This is a genomic window from Marivirga harenae (assembly GCF_030534335.1).
Classification (GTDB): domain Bacteria; phylum Bacteroidota; class Bacteroidia; order Cytophagales; family Cyclobacteriaceae; genus Marivirga; species Marivirga harenae.
In genome coordinates this window covers 2,779,111-2,798,860 of record NZ_CP130565.1, presented here as the reverse complement: position 1 = coordinate 2,798,860, position 19,750 = coordinate 2,779,111, and the positions used below count along the sequence as shown (strand labels likewise).

General features: G+C 39.1%; 12 protein-coding genes. 4 read left to right on the top strand and 8 right to left on the bottom strand.

The window, feature by feature from the left end:
- Positions 1-71: 71 nt before the first annotated feature.
- Genes Q3Y49_RS12105 through Q3Y49_RS12090 form a run of 4 tightly spaced genes read left to right on the top strand, consistent with a single transcriptional unit; the run spans position 72 to position 4,181 of the window.
- Positions 72-776 (top strand): DUF7255 family protein, encoded by a 705-nt coding sequence (locus Q3Y49_RS12105; RefSeq protein WP_303268474.1) that lies wholly within the window; start codon positions 72-74, stop codon positions 774-776.
- A gap of 41 nt (positions 777-817) precedes the next feature.
- Positions 818-1,639, top strand: a complete 822-nt coding sequence (locus tag Q3Y49_RS12100) for a DUF3108 domain-containing protein (RefSeq protein WP_303268472.1) — start codon at positions 818-820, stop codon at positions 1,637-1,639.
- A gap of 14 nt (positions 1,640-1,653) precedes the next feature.
- On the top strand, positions 1,654-3,339 hold the full coding sequence (gene menD, locus Q3Y49_RS12095) for a 2-succinyl-5-enolpyruvyl-6-hydroxy-3-cyclohexene-1-carboxylic-acid synthase (protein WP_303268471.1): 1,686 nt from the start codon (positions 1,654-1,656) through the stop codon (positions 3,337-3,339).
- Positions 3,336-4,181 carry a 1,4-dihydroxy-2-naphthoyl-CoA synthase gene (locus Q3Y49_RS12090; protein ID WP_303268470.1) on the top strand — a complete coding sequence of 282 codons (846 nt, stop codon included), beginning with the start codon at positions 3,336-3,338 and terminating at the stop codon, positions 4,179-4,181. Before menD ends, Q3Y49_RS12090 begins: the two co-directional genes overlap by 4 nt.
- A gap of 145 nt (positions 4,182-4,326) precedes the next feature.
- On the opposite strand, the gene Q3Y49_RS12085 is transcribed toward Q3Y49_RS12090, so the two are convergent.
- From Q3Y49_RS12085 to Q3Y49_RS12050, 8 genes are all read right to left on the bottom strand, one after another.
- Positions 4,327-4,539, bottom strand: a complete 213-nt coding sequence (locus Q3Y49_RS12085) for a helix-turn-helix transcriptional regulator (protein ID WP_303268469.1) — start codon at positions 4,537-4,539, stop codon at positions 4,327-4,329.
- A complete protein-coding gene (locus Q3Y49_RS12080) occupies positions 4,539-4,907 on the bottom strand; it encodes a hypothetical protein (RefSeq protein WP_303268468.1) in 369 nt (122 codons plus the stop codon). Before Q3Y49_RS12080 ends, Q3Y49_RS12085 begins: the two co-directional genes overlap by 1 nt.
- A gap of 209 nt (positions 4,908-5,116) precedes the next feature.
- Entirely contained in the window at positions 5,117-5,833 is a 717-nt protein-coding gene (locus Q3Y49_RS12075; RefSeq protein ID WP_303268467.1) for a DoxX family protein, read from the bottom strand.
- Complete coding sequence (creD, locus tag Q3Y49_RS12070) at positions 5,830-7,188, bottom strand: cell envelope integrity protein CreD (protein ID WP_303268466.1); 1,359 nt, start codon at positions 7,186-7,188, stop codon at positions 5,830-5,832. Before creD ends, Q3Y49_RS12075 begins: the two co-directional genes overlap by 4 nt.
- A gap of 53 nt (positions 7,189-7,241) precedes the next feature.
- Entirely contained in the window at positions 7,242-7,538 is a 297-nt protein-coding gene (locus Q3Y49_RS12065; RefSeq protein WP_303268465.1) for a winged helix-turn-helix domain-containing protein, read from the bottom strand.
- Complete coding sequence (locus Q3Y49_RS12060) at positions 7,535-8,179, bottom strand: hypothetical protein (protein ID WP_303268464.1); 645 nt, start codon at positions 8,177-8,179, stop codon at positions 7,535-7,537. The genes Q3Y49_RS12065 and Q3Y49_RS12060 overlap by 4 nt, the downstream gene beginning before the upstream one ends.
- A 41-nt stretch (positions 8,180-8,220) precedes the next feature.
- Entirely contained in the window at positions 8,221-8,778 is a 558-nt protein-coding gene (locus Q3Y49_RS12055; protein WP_303268463.1) for a hypothetical protein, read from the bottom strand.
- Positions 8,779-8,866: 88 nt separating this feature from the next.
- Positions 8,867-19,750: a T9SS type B sorting domain-containing protein gene (locus tag Q3Y49_RS12050; protein ID WP_303268461.1), complete on the bottom strand. Its 10,884-nt coding sequence runs from the start codon at positions 19,748-19,750 to the stop codon at positions 8,867-8,869.

Below are 19,750 nucleotides of genomic sequence, written 5' to 3'. Positions count from 1 at the left end.
CTTAAGGTGGCCGGGCATAAAAATAATCCTTTATGCCTTCCCCCCTTCATTGCTTTTTATATTTTTGCCAAATGGCAACGATATCAGTTATCCAAAATAAGCTAATCAACCCACTGCAACAATATCTTGAAAAGATAGACCTCAGAACTGACTTTTTGAGAGTGGACATTGAGTTTAAAAAACTACATCAACAGTATCCCCACTATTTTGAGGAATTAGCAGAAGAATTGGAGCTTAAATGGACTTCTTTCTTGGAAAAGAATCTAATCTTTTCCTTTGATTTGCTAAACCTTCAGCCGACTGATTATCATTTATTTTTCGAGCCAGAATATCATTTCAATCGCTACAGACTCAAAACTCTACGAAACAGCTTTTATCAAGATATCCCGTTTTTTGATCTGCAAAAATGGAAGACCTTTTGTCGGTCGAAAGAAAAAGAAGCCTTTAAAGGTGGTCTAACTCATGAAATCTGGACTAATCCACTTGCAGAAAAGTTATTGAATAAGGCAGATGAGCCTGGTTATTTCGGAGGAAATGGAAGTTCAGGCTGGAAACTTCATGCTATCGCTAACTTTTGTCTGGATTTATACTGTAAGCAAAATAAAATTAAATTCTACAGACTTACTCCCTACGACAGCTTTATGTGGCAATCTAAAATTGAATTATTAGGTAATTCCTTAAAATTAAGGAGACATGAAAAACCCATACAACTAATGATAAGCCGAAAAATTGGCTATCAAATTCCGCAAGATGAAAATAAGGATGAATTATCGTGAAAATAATCTAACAATATACTTTTAAATCGTTTATTGCTTATATGAATAAATACCTTTTCCTACTTTACTTCCTAGCATGCCTAAGTACATCTAAATTAGCTTTTGCGCAATGCCTAGATCAAACCACCGCTTATAAAGCAGGAGAAGAATTGTGGTATGATGTCAAATACAATTGGGGCGTGATTTGGGTAGATGCGGGTGAAGTTATGTTTGCAGTGGAAGATGCAAAATGGGAAGGCTATGATGCCCATTGGTTTAAAGGGTATGGTCGCTCTATGCCGAAATGGGATTGGGTTTATAAGGTTCGAGATACTTTTGATGCGATAGGCACTCAAGAACAATTAAAACCACTTTATTTCCATAGAAATACCAAAGAAGGCAGTTATAAAGTCAGTAATAAATATTGGTTTGATACTGAGCAAAAAAACATTAGCGCAGAAGTTTATAATTCTGATGAAACTGAAACCATGAAGAAAAACGTCTCTTATGATGATTGTATATGGGACGTCTTATCTGCTATCTACTATGCAAGAAATCTAGATTTTAGCGGTTTTAAAAAAGACCAAAAAATACCCTTCAACCTCATTGTTAATGGAAAAGTATATAACCTTTTTGTCAGGTATTTAGGCAAAGAAAAACTGGAAATGCCTGATGAAAAGGTCTATAGCACCATAAAATTCAGCGCTCTACTGGTAGAAGGTACCATTTTCGATGGTGGAGAAGATATGACCGTCTGGGTTTCTGACGATAAAAACAAAATCCCGTTGAAAGTGCAGGCTAAAATTCAGGTGGGCTGGGTAAAAGCATTTTTGAAAAGCACAAAAGGATTAAAATATGGTGATATTACTCCGCTCAATCCTTAAATTGCATCCAAATTATGCAACAAGACATTATCAATTATATAGCGGAAATTTGTCACCAGCAAGGAATTGAAAAAGCCATTATTTCCCCTGGAAGCCGAAATGCTCCCTTAACTTTAGCTTTTGCCCGTCATCCTAAAATCCAATGCTTTTCCATTAGTGATGAGCGCTCAGCAGCATTTATTGGAGTGGGAATGGCACAAGCTGAGCGAAATCCAGTTGCTTTAATTTGTACTTCAGGTTCTGCTTCATTGAACTATGCACCTGCGGTAGCGGAAGCTTATTTTCAAGAAATTCCTTTGGTAGTGATCACTGCAGACCGACCACCTGAATGGATTGATCAGTGGGATGGACAAACGATCAGACAGGAAAATATCTACGGCAAGCATGTGAAGAACAGCTATAATATTGCAGCTGATTTATCGCACCCAGATGCGCAATGGCAAACATATAGAATCATTAATGAAGCTGTTTTTGAAAGCAAAAATGGAATCAATGGTCCTGTCCATATTAATATCCCTTTTCGCGAACCATTTTATCCCGAGCAAACTAAGAATTGGAACTACGACAGCAATGTTAAAATCATAAAAAGTGTCATTGGAGAAAAGTGCTTGACAAAAAGCCAAATCGAGAAACTCCAACAAGAATTAAAGTCAAAGGAAAAGATTGCTTTTTTATTAGGGCAAGATGATTATCATAAAGACTTTTTGGACGCGCTTAATCAAGTATCAAAAAAGCTAAATATCCCTGTTTTCGCAGATATCATTTCCAATGGCTACCAATTGAATAATGCAATCAATTTACCTGATAGCATTTGTATGAAAATGCTTAAGGACTCAAAAGAGGAAGAAATCCCCGATTTAATTATCAGCTTCGGAAAAAGTATTATTTCCAAGAACTTGAAATTATTCCTTCGAAAAAATGTAAAAGAACAATGGCAGGTAAGAGCGCATCATGCCTTTATTGCTGATCCATTTCAGGCGTTAACTGGACAAGTTGAAACGGAACCGACTGCGTTCTTAGAGCATATAAATAAAAGTTCATCAGCTGAATTTTTAAAACTGTGGCAGGATAAAAATCTGCAAGCAGAAAGTAAAACGCAATCGTTTTTAGCAAATCAGGCTTTTAGTGAATTCTCTGCATTGCAGGAACTGATGAAAAATCTACCAGCAGGAAGTCATTTACATTTAGCGAATAGCTTAAGTGTGCGCTATGCTAATTTTATTGGTTTGAAATCACAAAGAGATATTAAGGTTTGGGCCAATAGAGGGACGAGTGGAATCGATGGCTCTACAAGCACAGCAGTAGGTCATGCCATATCGCATCCAGATCAAAGTCATTTTCTCATCACGGGTGATGTAGCATTTTTTTATGACCGCAATGCATTTTGGCATAAATATCCTTATCCAAATTTGAAAATCATCTTACTCAACAATCACGGAGGTTCCATTTTCAGAATGATTAAAGGACCAAAAGAGCAAGCTGAACTGGAAGAGTTTTTTGAAACGGAGCAAAGACTTGAAGCCAAAAGCCTGTGCAGCGAATTTGGCATCGCTCATTTTTCGGCTCATAATTTAGAAAGCTTTAATACAATACGGGATAAGTTTGTGCATTATCCACATTCCGCCATCATAGAAATAAAAACTGATAGTAAAACCAACCAAAAAATATTCGAAGACTTTAAAAATCAATTGATATCATGAGTAAAATTAACTGGACAACGGTAAAAGAATATACCGACATCACTTATAAAAAAGCTAATCATGTAGCTAGAATTGCTTTCAATCGCCCGGAAGTACGTAATGCATTTAGACCAAAAACAACAGCTGAACTTTTCGATGCCTTATTGCATGCCCGTGAAGATGATGATATAGGCGTTGTTTTGTTATCTGCCGAAGGACCTTCTCCAAAGGATGGAAAATATGCCTTTTGTAGTGGCGGAGACCAAAAAGCCAGAGGAGAACAGGGTTATGTTGGAGACGATGGAGTTGCACGTCTAAATATTTTGGAAGTACAAAGATTGATTCGCTTTATGCCGAAAGTGGTCATTGCCGTAGTTCCAGGTTGGGCAGTAGGTGGCGGTCATAGCTTGCATGTGGTTTGCGATATGACTTTGGCTAGTAAAGAACATGCCATTTTCAAACAAACTGATGCAGACGTAACTAGCTTTGATGGTGGTTACGGTTCAGCCTACTTGGCTAAAATGGTCGGACAGAAAAAAGCTCGGGAAATCTTCTTTTTAGGTAGAAATTATTCTGCGCAAGAAGCTTTCGATATGGGTATGGTCAATGCCGTAGTGCCTCATGCAGAATTAGAAGATAGTGCATTTGATTGGGCGCAAGAAGTATTGGGCAAATCCCCTTTGTCTATCAGAATGTTGAAGTTTGCCTTCAATGCCACCGATGACGGCATGGTGGGACAGCAAGTATTTGCAGGAGAAGCGACCAGATTAGCGTATATGACAGAAGAAGCCAAAGAAGGCAGAAATGCATTTTTGGAAAAAAGGAAGCCTGATTTTGAGCAGTTTAAGAGGGTGAGTAATTGAATAAGAACCTAGAATCTAGATTCTAGATACAAGATTTAAGATAAAAGGTCTTAGCGAAGCTGCTAAGACCTTTCGTTTATTCACACTTTGCTAGCCATGAATACTGGTTGTGCAATTGCTGATTTGTGCTAGCTTTCTTAATTACTCATGATTGATCAAAATCAAAATCTTCCATAATGAAAAGTTCAGAGACTTCGATATTCAAAACAGTCGCAATCTTAAAAGCAAGTAATACCGAGGGCAAAAATTTACCTTGTTCAATAGCATAAATTGTTTGACGAGTCACCCCTACTTTTGTAGCAAGATCTGTTTGAGATAAATTAAATCTAGCCCGCTCAACTTTTATTAAGTTCTTCATTAGGAGTTGATAATGATATATTTCCTCACTTTATTCACGAGCAGAAAAACTAAGACTTGAGCCTCAAACAAAAAACTCGCACTCATCTGCCAGTCAGAACTTAGAAAAATCCTTAGTAGGATATAGATCAAAGTCCCAAAAAATACTATGTACATACTTTCCAACCGTAATTTAATCATGTACTCATCAAAAACTTTATCTTTTGCCAATGCATAGATTAAAACCCCAGTAAATCCTATTATATCAAAAACCTTTTTATTTAGGTATGACTCCAGCCCGAAAGCCATTCCGTCAGGATTATAAGGAGATCCTTTAAGCCCATCAATAAAACCGTCTACTGCACCTGTTCCGAAGTATACAATAAACATTATAAGACCGATATACTTGAAATAATGTGGTAAAAATTGAAACTTCATATTTCTCTATATGTAAATTATAATTATGTAAATGTAAACTATAATTAACATAATGACAACTATAAATATTATCTTTTATAAAATCTTAAAGTCTAATTTCAATAAAATTTAAGAGCAAAGCGGAATTTCCCTTGTCAGAAAGAACAACCGACATCATAATTTTAATAGCTGCCGCCATCAAACTCCTCTAAGCAATCATCCAGGCTTCTCCCCTCTTTATGAATACATTCACAAAAAGTAAAGCCTCTGGTTTCTTTTTCAGTATTGACAAATTGCTTTTGACAATCTGAACTAGAATTTCTTGGCATTGAATCAAATCCAAAAAGAGAAATTGAAACGATAAGTGCTACGGTAACAAGAACGCTTAAAAAGAAAACAATTGGGAATTTATTACTATACTTCTTAGGCTTTCTAGCTGTAGTAACATCAAGATAATTCTTGAAGGGTAAAAGAAATTTTAGCTTATCGTAGTGCCATACTAACAGAAAAAGATTTGCGAGCACCATTAGTGGGGATGTCACAAAAGAACCTTCAAATCTCACTGCTAGCGACAGGATACATATATTTAAGATGATTGGAAAATAAAGCATCGCCCCTAAAACCACTGTTCTAGGTATTAATAATAAAACAGCTGCAATGATTTGAGCGTATCCTATAAAGGTATAATAATATCCTGTTTGATGTAATGCCTCAAGATATGCACCCATCGGGTGTAAAACTGACAACCCACTTGCAAAGCGTTCCCCAATGATCTTAATTCCTCCTGCCACAATGAATGCATAAGCCAATGAAACTCTGCAGAATACTGAAAACAACCAATACCATCTATTGCTTTTAGCGTTCAGATAGTATTGCTCAAATTTTGATAACTTACTCATTGCTCAACAAATTTTTCTTGACTAGAAGATTGAAAATTATACCAATCAATTTTTCTAGTGAAAAACATCGTTAGTCCTAAAATAATGAGCAATCCAATACTGCCTATAAGTAAAGAATAATCCGCTAATTGCAGGGTGACATATACAAAACCATAAATCCCTATCAAAGTCAACACCAGAATAATCACCAAATTACGAGCTTTAATAATGTATAAAGCATAAAATGAAATCATACCTACAATGCCAAAAGTGGATATAGCATAAGCCAAATCAAAATTGGAATGTTCCGATATGGATACCAACAAAACATAGAATAAGCATAGAGCCAAGCCTACCAAAATATACTGGAAGGGATGAATCCTTTTTTTATTAATCACTTCCACTAAAAAGAAAACCAAGAATGTGAGTGCAATGGTCATCACTGAATACTTAGCTGAGCGTTGCGATTTCTTGTAATCATCTACTTCATTCAACAAGTTTACCCCAAAGGCAGATGCGTCCATTTTATCTTTCATAATTCTTCCCGACCATGATTGCGGGTAATTTCTATTTAATTCCAACACATTCCAGTGAGCTGTAAAGCCCGCTTCATCTACCTCTCTATTTTTGGGTAAGAAATTTCCTTTGAAACTTGGAGATGACCACTCCGACTGCAAATTAACTTGAGTCGTCCCTCCTACCGGAACAAAAGTTAAGTCTTGACTTCCTTGCAAATCCACTGAGAAATCAAAATCAATCGAATTTCCTAATTGCGATTTGATGGCTTTTGGATAAATGGTAATGCCAGAACTGACCAAATCGGTGATTTTACTACCAGACTCTACTTTTAAGTTTTCATTTCCCCATTTGAAATTGATATTATTACTGATCCCTCGTAAATCAGAAAATCCAATGGTTAAAAATGCCTTCTCGTATTGAATTTCCTTTAAATGATTTTCATCAAAGCTAATATCCATATTAAATGTTCCGTTCACTTTTAAATCTGAATCATAAACCACCACTTCATAAATCCCTCTTCTTAATTTTTGAGGTTTTAAAATACCATTAATATTTAATGCTTGAGGTAAAACATATTGATAAACAATAGTCTCCACCATTTTATCGTCTTTCTCAAATTCATACAAAAGTGGAATGGTTAATATTGGGCCATTTAACTCTTGGCTGTTGGCCCATTTACTGCTGACCTCGCTAATGGCTTCTTGCTGCAAGTTTTGTCTTTCGCTAATCACATCTTGAATCATAGCTGAAGGAATCAGCAAAAGTAGCATCAGAATAGTAATCGTTAAGAGTTTCAACATCACTGAATTTCTGAGCCAAGTGCTCACTTTTTCGAATAGACTATTTTCTTTTTCCATATTTTTTCATATTAAGAGTACTTTGTAATTCAAAGTTAAAGTGTAAAAAAAATTTATTTATTACTTAATAATTTTTCAATTGCATTTATGTGAGCCTTAAATGCCCTAATACCAAGTTCAGTGGCTTTGTAGGTCGTATTTGGTTTTCTATCCACAAATTCTTTCTCGAAACCCACAAATTCTTTTTTTTCAAGATTTTTCAAATGACTAGCTAAATTGCCATCAGTCACACCTAGTAAATCTTTTAATGATACAAAGTCCATTTTGTCATTTACCATCAAAGCAGACATAATCCCTAAGCGCACTTTATTTTCAAATGCCTTATCCAATTTATTTAGTATCTCCTTCACGATCCGTACTTCAAACGCATTATAATACCGTAAATAATATGTAAGATCCCAAAACCTAGCGCCCAAAGAACTAGGCCATAACCAATAAAGTATAGACCTATCAACCCTAAAATGATTTGCGCAATCCCTAAGCTTCTAATATCATCCAAAGTGTACTTACTCGCATTAATCAATGCCAATCCATAGAAAATTAAAGTAAGTGGTGCTATTACACCTATGTAGCCATTAATAATTAAAATAATACAAACCATGCCTCCTGTAAATAATGGGATTCCTAAGTTTATCAAAACTAATTTAGCATGCTTATTCAAAAGGTGCTGACCTTTCTTTTTGCTCGTCCTGTGAGTCAGTACTATAACAGAACCAATGGATAAGATAAGTGTGGTCAGGGCCAATAAAAATATGTCCTGAATTGTTTGAGGAGATAAGTAAATCACTTTAAAGCTGTAGTAATGGGTGTCTAAATAGATGTAATGATAAGCTATAAAAGCAGAAACTAAAGCAATGATTCCTGCTACCACTCCTGAAATACCGCTAAGAGAAATAAATCGACCAGAGCGATCCATCATTTCTCTAATTTCTTTAATGTCTTGAATATACTTCTGTTGATCCATATTTATACTTTGTATTCCAAAGTACATTGAAATAATTTAAAAATGCAAGACAAAACCATTAAAAACTTTTAAATATTCCTAAAATCATTCCACCACTCCTGTCTTTTCTCTCTTCTTTCTTCTCTCCTTTCGCGTCTTTCCTTTCTCTTCTTTCTTTTCGCCCTTTGTTTCTTCCTTTTCGCTTTGGTTTCCTTAGAAAAAACATAATGCACCGATACAGTTGCTGGAAATTCAAACCAGTCTTCATGGTTAATATGATAAGCTGGTTTAACGTCAGCCCCAATTACTAAAGGCAAAGCCGGAATTTTCCACTCGATTCCACCCATCAGATCATAACCATAAGTTGCTCCAAATTCTTTTAGGCCTCCTATATGAGCCCCTGCACCGAAAAAGATATTTAAACCCTCACCGGTAATCGGTAAGTGGTATTTAGGAAGTATTGTAAATTGATAGGCATCAGATTGCAACTCTGTCATTGCTTCTGCGGTAAAGCTTGGGAGAATTCTTTGTTTAACACTTATTCCAAATCTTGATTCCCCAATCCGAGGACCGATCGCTGTTCCATATTTTTGAGCTACTACGCTAAAGCTAAAAAGACAAAGAACGATTACTAACTTAATTTTCATGAACTACGAACGAAAGTTAAAGTCCCTTATTATAAAAAATGCCAGCCCTAAAAGAGCTGGCATTCCTTCGCATTAGTATTTCAAATAATTATCTTTTTCCTCTGATGATTTCTACCCATCCAGATTGAACATTTCCATCTACTGTTAATTGGTAGAAATATATCCCGTCAGGATTATCACCACCATCCCAAAGGTTACTTGATCGGTAATTACTATCTCTATAAACTATTGTTCCCGTCCTATTAGTTACAATTAGTTCAGCGCCATTATCAGGTAGGTTGAGAATTCTAAATTCATCATTTTTACCGTCATTATTTGGCGTGAAAACATTCGGGATAAACGGACTTCTATCGAAATCAACCGTGATATCCGAAGAACCTTCCCCATCAAAAACTAACCTATTGCCATCCAAACCACATCCAAATGAATCATAATATTCAATTTCATAAATACCTGGTAATAAATTCGCAAAGGTTATTGTCCTGTCCGCATCGAATTCAATAGGTTCGGTCGGTATCACATAATCAGAGCTATTATTACCTCCTAATGGAGTCAACAAGAATATCTGAGCAGAATATCCATTTGCACCAGAAATTGGTTCAACCAGCCTGATGCTTATGGACCCATTTGCCCTATCCGGTCTAGTAGTTGGCATAGGATTCATATCCGTTCTTTCTCTCTCAATGCCAGGCGGTAAATTAGGTTCAGGAACCAATTCTACATTTAATTGTGCAACTGGAGCATCAATGAATACGCTAGCATTTTCAGATTCAATTGTGCTGCTACAATTACTTGGTTGCTGCGACAACTTCACTATATAATCGCCACGAGTCATCATACCATAAATACTTTGGTCGATCACAAATCTTCTACTTTCCGGTATTGAATTAAGAGTAAACGTTTCAGTAGGATCCACATTATTACCTTCATAAACCTCAATAAATAATTGAATAGTTTCATCAGCAATAATATTGAATAATTCTATAGATCCTGATTCTTGGAAACAAGCAACATCACTTGCTTCAATATCAAAGGTTGGAATAATTGCTCCACCGTTTATAGTCACAAAATTATCTGCAGAACAGGCTTGATCATTATCAACTGCTCGTACAGTCCATCTATATCTTGCTCCTTTAATAAAAGGAATATTTTCGTCAAAATTAAACTGAGATATTAGGAATTCCCTACTTCCATTCGTATTAATATCTAAAACATATTCGGATGTAGTCGTCTCGTTAACTCTATTAAGAATTAAGTTATATGGCCCAGGCACATTATCAATTGTGGCCTCATCAATTACAACTAAAATACCTTCTGGATCATCAGTACAATTATTATTAGGATTGATTTCAGTTACCACTGCCCTAACCTCATTTGGTGAAACAATAGATCGAATATCAAAGTTTTCGCTACATCCTGTATCATCAGTGATGGTCAATTGGTTTACATTTCTAGCAAGACCTCCAATATTGCGATCAGCATCTAATTCTACTACCTTGCCGTCAATTGAAAATTCATATGGAGCAACCCCTCCAGAAACAGCAGGAACATTAATCTCACCTACTTGTTCAGAAACTGTGCAACTAGCTTGCGTAATCAATTCAATGCTTCCATCCAAAGTAATTGGTTGACTTAAATACTCAATACCCACAGCTACCGATAACTCACAATCAGAGGTTCCAGGCTCATCACTTACCAAGAGATTATTCACAGCTGGTAGTCCACTGATTCTATTTCCTGAAGTAAACTCAGTCCATAGTTGTCCATTATCTAAAGAATAGAATCCTGTTGATATTCCTTCCAACGTAATTATTGCAGAACCAGTATTATCACCGAAACAAACTATGTTCTCAACTTCACTTGCAACTGCAGAAAAGGAACCGTCATTTTCGATTACAATTCCACCTCTATCAGCGATTGGACAAGCTCCTGGGTCAACAACATTTTCGAACTGAACAACATATGTTCCTTCAGCTACATCATTGAATATACCAGTTGAATTTCGAGCTACTTCCTCATCATTTCCATCTACCAAAATAAATTCATAATTGCTTGGTAAATTATTTAGACTTACGGCAATTGATCCAAATACTTCTCCGCAATCTGGATTCGATACATTTATGTCCACAGCACTTTGATCTACAACAGCGGTATTTTCAATTGTAAAAGTCCGATTAGATAGTCCGCATGAGTTAGCACTTTGGTTATTAAATTCGATCTCATAATCACCTTCTTCCAAGTCAGCAAAAACACCAGTCATATTTGATGTTAAAGAGTCACCATCGAAGTACAGTATGTATTCAAAAGAATCTGTCGTTCCTGCTATACTTGCTGATATTGAACCAGTAGAAATGGTGCAAGTTGGTTGTTCTATATCAATAGTAGCTGACAGTGTAGTTTTGGTCCCAATATTAATGTTTACAGTATCAGCAGTGCAATCCAAATTTGGATCAGATGCAACAACAGTATAGCTTCCAGTCGCAAAGGTGGTGTCTATTTCTACAATCAACCCTTGTCCGATGTTGGTCACTGTAAATCTATGATAAAGCGAATCATCTGTACCAGTCGGCTTAATATCAAAATTCAATTCAGGAGAACTCTCATTAACATCTCGTAATAAGAAAAACATTTTTCCATCATCCACTCCCAAGCAAGTTGCAGCTTCCGTAATTGGAGTAACTCTGAAGTCTTCGCAATCGTAATCGCATTCTGCTGGTTGGGTGATTTCGATGTCACTAATAACAACTGTGCAATTCGCATCCGATAAGGTCACCGTATACAAACCTGCCTCTACCCCATTAAGATCAGGAGAATCGTTTCCTACCGGATCCCCTGCTTCATTTACCCACGCATATGAAGTTGGCTCATTTGCATCTGCAAAAGTAATACTAATACTGCCCAAATCTCCACAATTCTGAATATTGGTAACACTAGGTACATTTGGTATAAATGGGGCATCCTCATTAACAACTATATTTAAGCTATCAGAGCAAGCGGTAACATTATCAGTTACTATAACTCTGTAGGAGGCTTGAAACAGTCCTGCAAATACAACAGAATCGTTCGCAACGTCTATTCCCAAAGAATCAATTAAAACTTCACCAGATGAGTCTTTCAATACTACATCATATGTATTACTTCCAATTTGAGCCACTCTTACTGAAATCGTGCCATCAGAAGAACCGCATGAAGCAAGTTCACTACTTAAAGTAGCACTAATTGATTCTACTGGATCCACAGTATAATTTTCAGTAACAGTACATCCATTATCGGTAACTACAACAGAATAATCTCCAGGTGTTAAATCCTGCTGATCTTCATTATTTTCATTTGAAGCATCAATTCCAGGACCTGTCCATTGGAAAGTTTCACTGCCAGAACCAGAATTAATGGTAATATCTATACTTCCATTATCAAGATTACATTCAGTTTGATTACTAACTACAGCATCCACTGTAAATGGTGCTGGGTCAACCAGATTATATGTTTTAGTAAACAGGCAATTCGTAGTATTATCATTTACGAGCAAGGTATAAGTTCCTGCTGTTGCTGAAAATGATAACGGATCTGTTCCAGTGACATCATTATCATTTTCGTCAGTCCACTTTACTAAGTCTGCAGATCCGGTTAAAACATTCAACTCAACTGTACCTTCTGCCCCACAAGAAGCTGGCTGAGTGACAACATCATCTATTTTCAAACTATTAATTTGAAGAGTAAAGGTCAAATCCGAATCAGTGCAAGCTCCTGAACCAAAAGCAGTTATGGTCAAATCAACTGATCCATTGGCAGAGTCAGCTTGACTAGGAATATAAAAAGTAGAAGCCAAGGTTTCATCGTCAAAAGTCCCTGTACCACTACTAGACCATAGAATGCTGTTTGCATTTGAAACTGTTGCTTCCACATCAAAGGTGCTATTTGCATCAACATAACACATAGAGGCATCAGCTATTGGATTAATAGTTGGAGTATTGTTAATAGAAATAATTACTGCGTCTGATACTGTAGTATTAGAACAAGCACCTTCACCCACTACGTTAATAGATAGGATAACAGATCCATTTGCAATATCACCAGGCCCAAATGTATAAATGGGAGCTTCTAAAGTTACATCATTAAATGAACCATCTCCTGGAATCGTATACCACTCAATTGTCCCATTTTCTGCTAAAGGCGGTGTATCCAAAGTACTTAAGTCAATTGACGTTACATCACAAAATGATTGATCATCCCCTGCAAATGCTGTTGGGTTAGCGCTAATTGCTAAAGTCATACTACTTACAGCATCAGCACAACTGCCAGCACCCTCAGCTGTCAAGGTCAATTCAACAGTTCCAGCTGTAATATCATCAGCACTTGGAGTATATATAGGCTGCAAGATCGTTTGATCACTAAAACTCCCGTTGCCGTTTGTTGTCCATATTAAGTTTGTACCATTGGTTGAAGTTGGTGGAGTATCAATTAAGGACAAATCCAAAATCTCATCACTACAAATTCCCTGATCACTACCTGCATCCGCTGTCGGTGAATTTGTGATTGTCAAAGTCATATTATCTACAGCGGGATCACAACTACCATTACCCGTAGCCTCTAGAGTTAATACTACAGTACCGTTAGCGATATCCGTTGCACCTGGTGTATAGATAGGCTCTAGCGCTGTGTTATCATCAAAACTACCATCACCAGCTGTAGTCCAACTTAGAACTGTGAAGTTTGTAGCCGATACAGTACCGCTTATCGATAAATCTAAATCATCGCCCTCGCAAATCGCAACATCATCACCCGCTTCTGCTGTTGCTGCTGGTGTGATCGTTAAAGTCATATTGTCTGTTGCTGCAGAGCAACCACCATTTCCATTTGCCTGAAGTGTCAATAGTACACTCCCATTGCTTATGTCTGTTGCACCTGGAGTATAAAGAGGCTCTAGCGCTGTATTATCATCAAAACTACCGTCCCCAGCTGTACTCCAGCTTAAAGTGGAGAAATTAGTGGCCGACACTGTGCTGCTTGCTGATAAATCCAAATCATCACCTTCGCAAATTGTCTCATCATCTCCTGCCTCTGATGTTGGGGCTGGAGTAATCGTTAAGGTCAGATTATCTGTTGCAGTGGAAGTAGCGCATGCACCATTACCAGTAGCCTCTAGAGTTAATACTACACTACCGTTAGCGATATCCGTTGCACCTGGTGTATAGATAGGCTCTAGCGCTGTGTTATCATCAAAACTACCATCACCAGCTGTAGTCCAACTTAGAACTGAGAAGTTTGTAGCCGATACTGTACCGCTTATCGATAAATCTAAATCATCGCCTTGACAAACCGCAACATCATCACCCGCTTCTGCTGTTGCTGCTGGTGTGATCGTTAAAGTCATATTGTCTGTTGCTGCAGAGCAACCACCATTTCCATTTGCCTGTAGTGTCAATAGTACACTCCCATTGCTTATGTCTGTTGCACCTGGAGTATAAAGAGGCTCTAGCGCTGTATTATCATCAAAACTACCGTCCCCAGCTGTACTCCAGCTTAAAGTGGAGAAATTAGTGGCCGACACTGTGCTGCTTGCTGATAAATCCAAATCATCACCTTCGCAAATTGTCTCATCATCTCCTGCCTCTGATGTTGGGGCTGGAGTAATCGTTAAGGTCATATTATCTGTTGCAGTGGAAGTAGCGCATGCACCATTACCAGTAGCCTCTACAGTTAATACTACAATACCATTAGTGATATCCGTTGCGCCTGGTGTATAGATAGGCTCTAGCGCTGTATTATCATCAAAACTACCGTCTCCAGCTGTACTCCAGCTTAAAGTGGAGAAATTCGTGGCTGATACTGTACCGCTTGTCGATAAATCTAAATCATCTCCCTCGCAAACCGCAACATCATCACCCGCCTCTGCAGTTGGGGTTGGAGTTATTGTCAAGGTCATGTTATCTACAGCTGGGGCACAACTACCATTTCCCGTAGCCTCTAGAGTTAATACTACAGTACCGTTAGCGATATCCGTTGCACCTGGTGTATAGATAGGCTCTAGCGCTGTGTTATCATCAAAACTACCGTCTCCAGCTGTACTCCAGCTTAGAACTGTGAAGTTTGTAGCCGATACTGTACCGCTTATCGATAAATCTAAATCATCGCCTTGACAAACCGCAACATCATCACCCGCTTCTGCTGTTGGGGCTGGAGTAATCGTTAAGGTCATATTATCTGTTGCAGTGGAAGTAGCGCATGCACCATTACCAGTAGCCTCTACAGTTAATACTACACTACCATTAGTGATATCCGTTGCGCCTGGTGTATAGATAGGCTCTAGCGCTGTATTATCATCAAAACTACCGTCCCCAGCTGTACTCCAGCTTAAAGTGGAGAAATTAGTGGCTGATACTGTACCGCTTGTCGATAAATCTAAATCATCTCCCTCGCAAACCGCAACATCATCACCCGCCTCTGCAGTTGGGGTTGGAGTTATTGTCAAGGTCATGTTATCTACAGCCGGGGCACAACTACCATTTCCCGTAGCCTCTAGAGTTAATACTACAGTACCGTTAGCGATATCCGTTGCACCTGGTGTATAGATAGGCTCTAGCGCTGTGTTATCATCAAAACTACCATCACCAGCTGTAGTCCAACTTAGAACTGTGAAGTTTGTAGCCGATACTGTACCGCTTATCGATAAATCTAAATCATCGCCTTGACAAACCGCAACATCATCACCCGCTTCTGCTGTTGCTGCTGGTGTGATCGTTAAAGTCATATTGTCTGTTGCTGCAGAGCAACCACCATTTCCATTTGCCTGTAGTGTCAATAGTACACTCCCATTGCTTATGTCTGTTGCACCTGGAGTATAAAGAGGCTCTAGCGCTGTATTATCATCAAAACTACCGTCCCCAGCTGTACTCCAGCTTAAAGTGGAGAAATTAGTGGCCGACACTGTGCTGCTTGCTGATAAATCCAAATCATCACCTTCGCAAATTGTCTCATCATCTCCTGCCTCTGATGTTGGGGCTGGAGTAATCGTTAAGGTCAGATTATCTGTTGCAGTGGAAGTAGCGCATGCACCATTACCAGTAGCCTCTACAGTTAATACTACACTACCATTAGCGATATCCGTTGCGCCTGGAGTATAAATAGGTTCCAGAGCTGTATTATCATCAAAACTACCATCACCAGCTGTAGTCCAACTTAGAACTGAGAAGTTTGTAGCCGATACTGTACCGCTTATCGATAAATCTAAATCATCGCCTTGACAAACCGCAACATCATCACCCGCTTCTGCTGTTGCTGCTGGTGTGATCGTTAAAGTCATATTGTCTGTTGCTGCAGAGCAACCACCATTTCCATTTGCCTGAAGTGTCAATAGTACACTCCCATTGCTTATGTCTGTTGCACCTGGAGTATAAAGAGGCTCTAGCGCTGTATTATCATCAAAACTACCGTCCCCAGCTGTACTCCAGCTTAAAGTGGAGAAATTAGTGGCCGACACTGTGCTGCTTGCTGATAAATCCAAATCATCACCTTCGCAAATTGTCTCATCATCTCCTGCCTCTGATGTTGGGGCTGGAGTAATCGTTAAGGTCAGATTATCTGTTGCAGTGGAAGTAGCGCATGCACCATTACCAGTAGCCTCTACAGTTAATACTACACTACCATTAGTGATATCCGTTGCGCCTGGTGTATAGATAGGCTCTAGCGCTGTATTATCATCAAAACTACCGTCCCCAGCTGTACTCCAGCTTAAAGTGGAGAAATTAGTGGCTGATACTGTACCGCTTGTCGATAAATCTAAATCATCTCCCTCGCAAACCGCAACATCATCACCCGCCTCTGCAGTTGGGGTTGGAGTTATTGTCAAGGTCATGTTATCTACAGCTGGGGCACAACTACCATTTCCCGTAGCCTCTAGAGTTAATACTACAGTACCGTTAGCGATATCCGTTGCACCTGGTGTATAGATAGGCTCTAGCGCTGTGTTATCATCAAAACTACCATCACCAGCTGTAGTCCAACTTAGAACTGTGAAGTTTGTAGCCGATACTGTACCGCTTATCGATAAATCTAAATCATCGCCTTGACAAACCGCAACATCATCACCCGCTTCTGCTGTTGCTGCTGGTGTGATCGTTAAAGTCATATTGTCTGTTGCTGCAGAGCAACCACCATTTCCATTTGCCTGTAGTGTCAATAGTACACTCCCATTGCTTATGTCTGTTGCACCTGGAGTATAAAGAGGCTCTAGCGCTGTATTATCATCAAAACTACCGTCCCCAGCTGTACTCCAGCTTAAAGTGGAGAAATTAGTGGCCGACACTGTGCTGCTTGCTGATAAATCCAAATCATCACCTTCGCAAATTGTCTCATCATCTCCTGCCTCTGATGTTGGGGCTGGAGTAATCGTTAAGGTCAGATTATCTGTTGCAGTGGAAGTAGCGCATGCACCATTACCAGTAGCCTCTAGAGTTAATACTACACTACCGTTAGCGATATCCGTTGCACCTGGTGTATAGATAGGCTCTAGCGCTGTGTTATCATCAAAACTACCATCACCAGCTGTAGTCCAACTTAGAACTGAGAAGTTTGTAGCCGATACTGTACCGCTTATCGATAAATCTAAATCATCGCCTTGACAAACCGCAACATCATCACCCGCTTCTGCTGTTGCTGCTGGTGTGATCGTTAAAGTCATATTGTCTGTTGCTGCAGAGCAACCACCATTTCCATTTGCCTGTAGTGTCAATAGTACACTCCCATTGCTTATGTCTGTTGCACCTGGAGTATAAAGAGGCTCTAGCGCTGTATTATCATCAAAACTACCGTCCCCAGCTGTACTCCAGCTTAAAGTGGAGAAATTAGTGGCCGACACTGTGCTGCTTGCTGATAAATCCAAATCATCACCTTCGCAAATTGTCTCATCATCTCCTGCCTCTGATGTTGGGGCTGGAGTAATCGTTAAGGTCATATTATCTGTTGCAGTGGAAGTAGCGCATGCACCATTACCAGTAGCCTCTACAGTTAATACTACAATACCATTAGTGATATCCGTTGCGCCTGGTGTATAGATAGGCTCTAGCGCTGTATTATCATCAAAACTACCGTCTCCAGCTGTACTCCAGCTTAAAGTGGAGAAATTCGTGGCTGATACTGTACCGCTTGTCGATAAATCTAAATCATCTCCCTCGCAAACCGCAACATCATCACCCGCCTCTGCAGTTGGGGTTGGAGTTATTGTCAAGGTCATGTTATCCGTTGCATCTGCGCAGTTCTCGTTGCCGAATGCTGTCAGTGTCAAAGTCACACTGCCTGCTGTAAGATCCGCAGGGCTTGGACTGTAAGTAGTTACCAGCTGGGTGAGATCACCAAAAGTTCCCGTTCCATTTGTACTCCATTCAAGACCGTTGTTGTCACTTACCGTTGGAGCAGTAGTGAAATCATTCATATCAAATACATCCGTGCTACAAATCTCCTCATCACTACCTGCTGTTGCGCTTGGCGCAGCTACTATCGTCATGATCACATCGCTTGTTTCTGCTGCACAGCTTCCGTTTCCTGTTGCTTCAAGTGTCAAGGTAACCGTGCCGTTTGTCGCATCGACTGGCCCTGGCGTATAGACTGGAGCCAAAACTGTATTATCTGTAAAGCTACCATCTCCACTAGTTGTCCACGTTAGGTTTGCGAAATTACTAGCGCTTGGCGGAGTAAAAGATCCTGATAGATCATAGGCAGTCGCTTCACAAATATCCTCATCACTACCAGCATCCGCTGTTGGTGCAGGAGTAATAGTCAACGTCATGTTATCAGTTTCCGGGTCACATGTGCCATTCCCAGTAGCCTCTAATGTCAGTACTACGCTACCGTTGCTTATATCCGTTGCGCCTGGAGTATAAATAGGTTCCAGAGCTGTATTATCATCAAAACTACCATCACCAGCTGTAGTCCAACTTAGAACTGAGAAGTTTGTAGCTGATACAGTACCGCTTGTTGATAAATCTAAATCATCGCCCTCGCAAATCGCAACATCATCACCCGCTTCTGCTGTTGCGGCATTTGCCACAGTTAAAATCACATCATCATCAGAATCTGAGCACGTCCCTGAATTATCGCTTATTGTCCATCGAAAAGTATAATCACCATCGAAAAGTAAATCTGTGATTAGGGTGTTAGGATCATTAATATTATCAATTTGGGCATTCGCTCCTCCTGGTTGTGCAATTATCGACCAGGTTCCTGTTTCACCGGTTTGTACGCTATTTCCACTTAAATTATAAGTATCCTGACAAATCGAATCATCTGACCCAGCATTAGCAACGGTAGGTGTAATCACTTCAAGGCCTCCTAAAACCTCGGTACATCCATAACCATCAGTTACTGTGACTTCATAAGTCCCAGCAGATAAGCCCGTTGGATTATCAGTATTTCCAATCGCTGTTGGCCCTGTCCAAGAGTAAGAAAAAGTACCCTCTCCACCGGAGACAGTAATTTGTATTTCACCGTCATTCCCGCTACATGCTGGAAAAACATTATCTAAGGCAATTTCGATATCAAGCGTTTCATCTACACCAATAGCTGAATATGTAAATCCACCGGTAAACCCATTTCCGTAAAACGTGCCTGGAGTAGTTCCACAACCACCATTACTTAAAAGTAAAACATAATCACCCTCCGGTAAATTAGGGAAGGTCAATTGATTACCATTAAATATTGGGTCATCAACGTCATTTAAGGAAGGATCTGGGTTATTGCTGTCATAAACAAATTTACCTGTTCCACCAGAAAGATAATCATAAAACCGGACGCGATATATGGATCCATCAGGAGCAACTCCATCATTAAATGTAAAAGTTACGCTACCAGAGCCAGTGGCATCACCATCCCAGCAAGGACCAATATCTGTATTTCCTGGTGTGGGACACTGAGCATTCGAATCAAAAGCAAATAGTGTTACTCCTAAAAAGAAAAGTAAAAAGTATAATTTCTTCAT

What these genes read in the sequence shown, in the direction of transcription:
- Q3Y49_RS12105 (WP_303268474.1), top strand. Translation starts at nt 72, where the DNA reads ATGGCAACGATATCAGTTATCCAAAATAAGCTAATCAACCCACTGCAA.
- Q3Y49_RS12100 (WP_303268472.1), top strand. Translation starts at nt 818, where the DNA reads ATGAATAAATACCTTTTCCTACTTTACTTCCTAGCATGCCTAAGTACA.
- menD (WP_303268471.1), top strand. Translation starts at nt 1,654, where the DNA reads ATGCAACAAGACATTATCAATTATATAGCGGAAATTTGTCACCAGCAA.
- Q3Y49_RS12090 (WP_303268470.1), top strand. Translation starts at nt 3,336, where the DNA reads ATGAGTAAAATTAACTGGACAACGGTAAAAGAATATACCGACATCACT.
- Q3Y49_RS12085 (WP_303268469.1), bottom strand. Translation starts at nt 4,539, where the DNA reads ATGAAGAACTTAATAAAAGTTGAGCGGGCTAGATTTAATTTATCTCAA.
- Q3Y49_RS12080 (WP_303268468.1), bottom strand. Translation starts at nt 4,907, where the DNA reads ATGTTTATTGTATACTTCGGAACAGGTGCAGTAGACGGTTTTATTGAT.
- Q3Y49_RS12075 (WP_303268467.1), bottom strand. Translation starts at nt 5,833, where the DNA reads ATGAGTAAGTTATCAAAATTTGAGCAATACTATCTGAACGCTAAAAGC.
- creD (WP_303268466.1), bottom strand. Translation starts at nt 7,188, where the DNA reads ATGGAAAAAGAAAATAGTCTATTCGAAAAAGTGAGCACTTGGCTCAGA.
- Q3Y49_RS12060 (WP_303268464.1), bottom strand. Translation starts at nt 8,179, where the DNA reads ATGTACTTTGGAATACAAAGTATAAATATGGATCAACAGAAGTATATT.
- Q3Y49_RS12055 (WP_303268463.1), bottom strand. Translation starts at nt 8,778, where the DNA reads ATGAAAATTAAGTTAGTAATCGTTCTTTGTCTTTTTAGCTTTAGCGTA.
- Q3Y49_RS12050 (WP_303268461.1), bottom strand. Translation starts at nt 19,750, where the DNA reads ATGAAGAAATTATACTTTTTACTTTTCTTTTTAGGAGTAACACTATTT.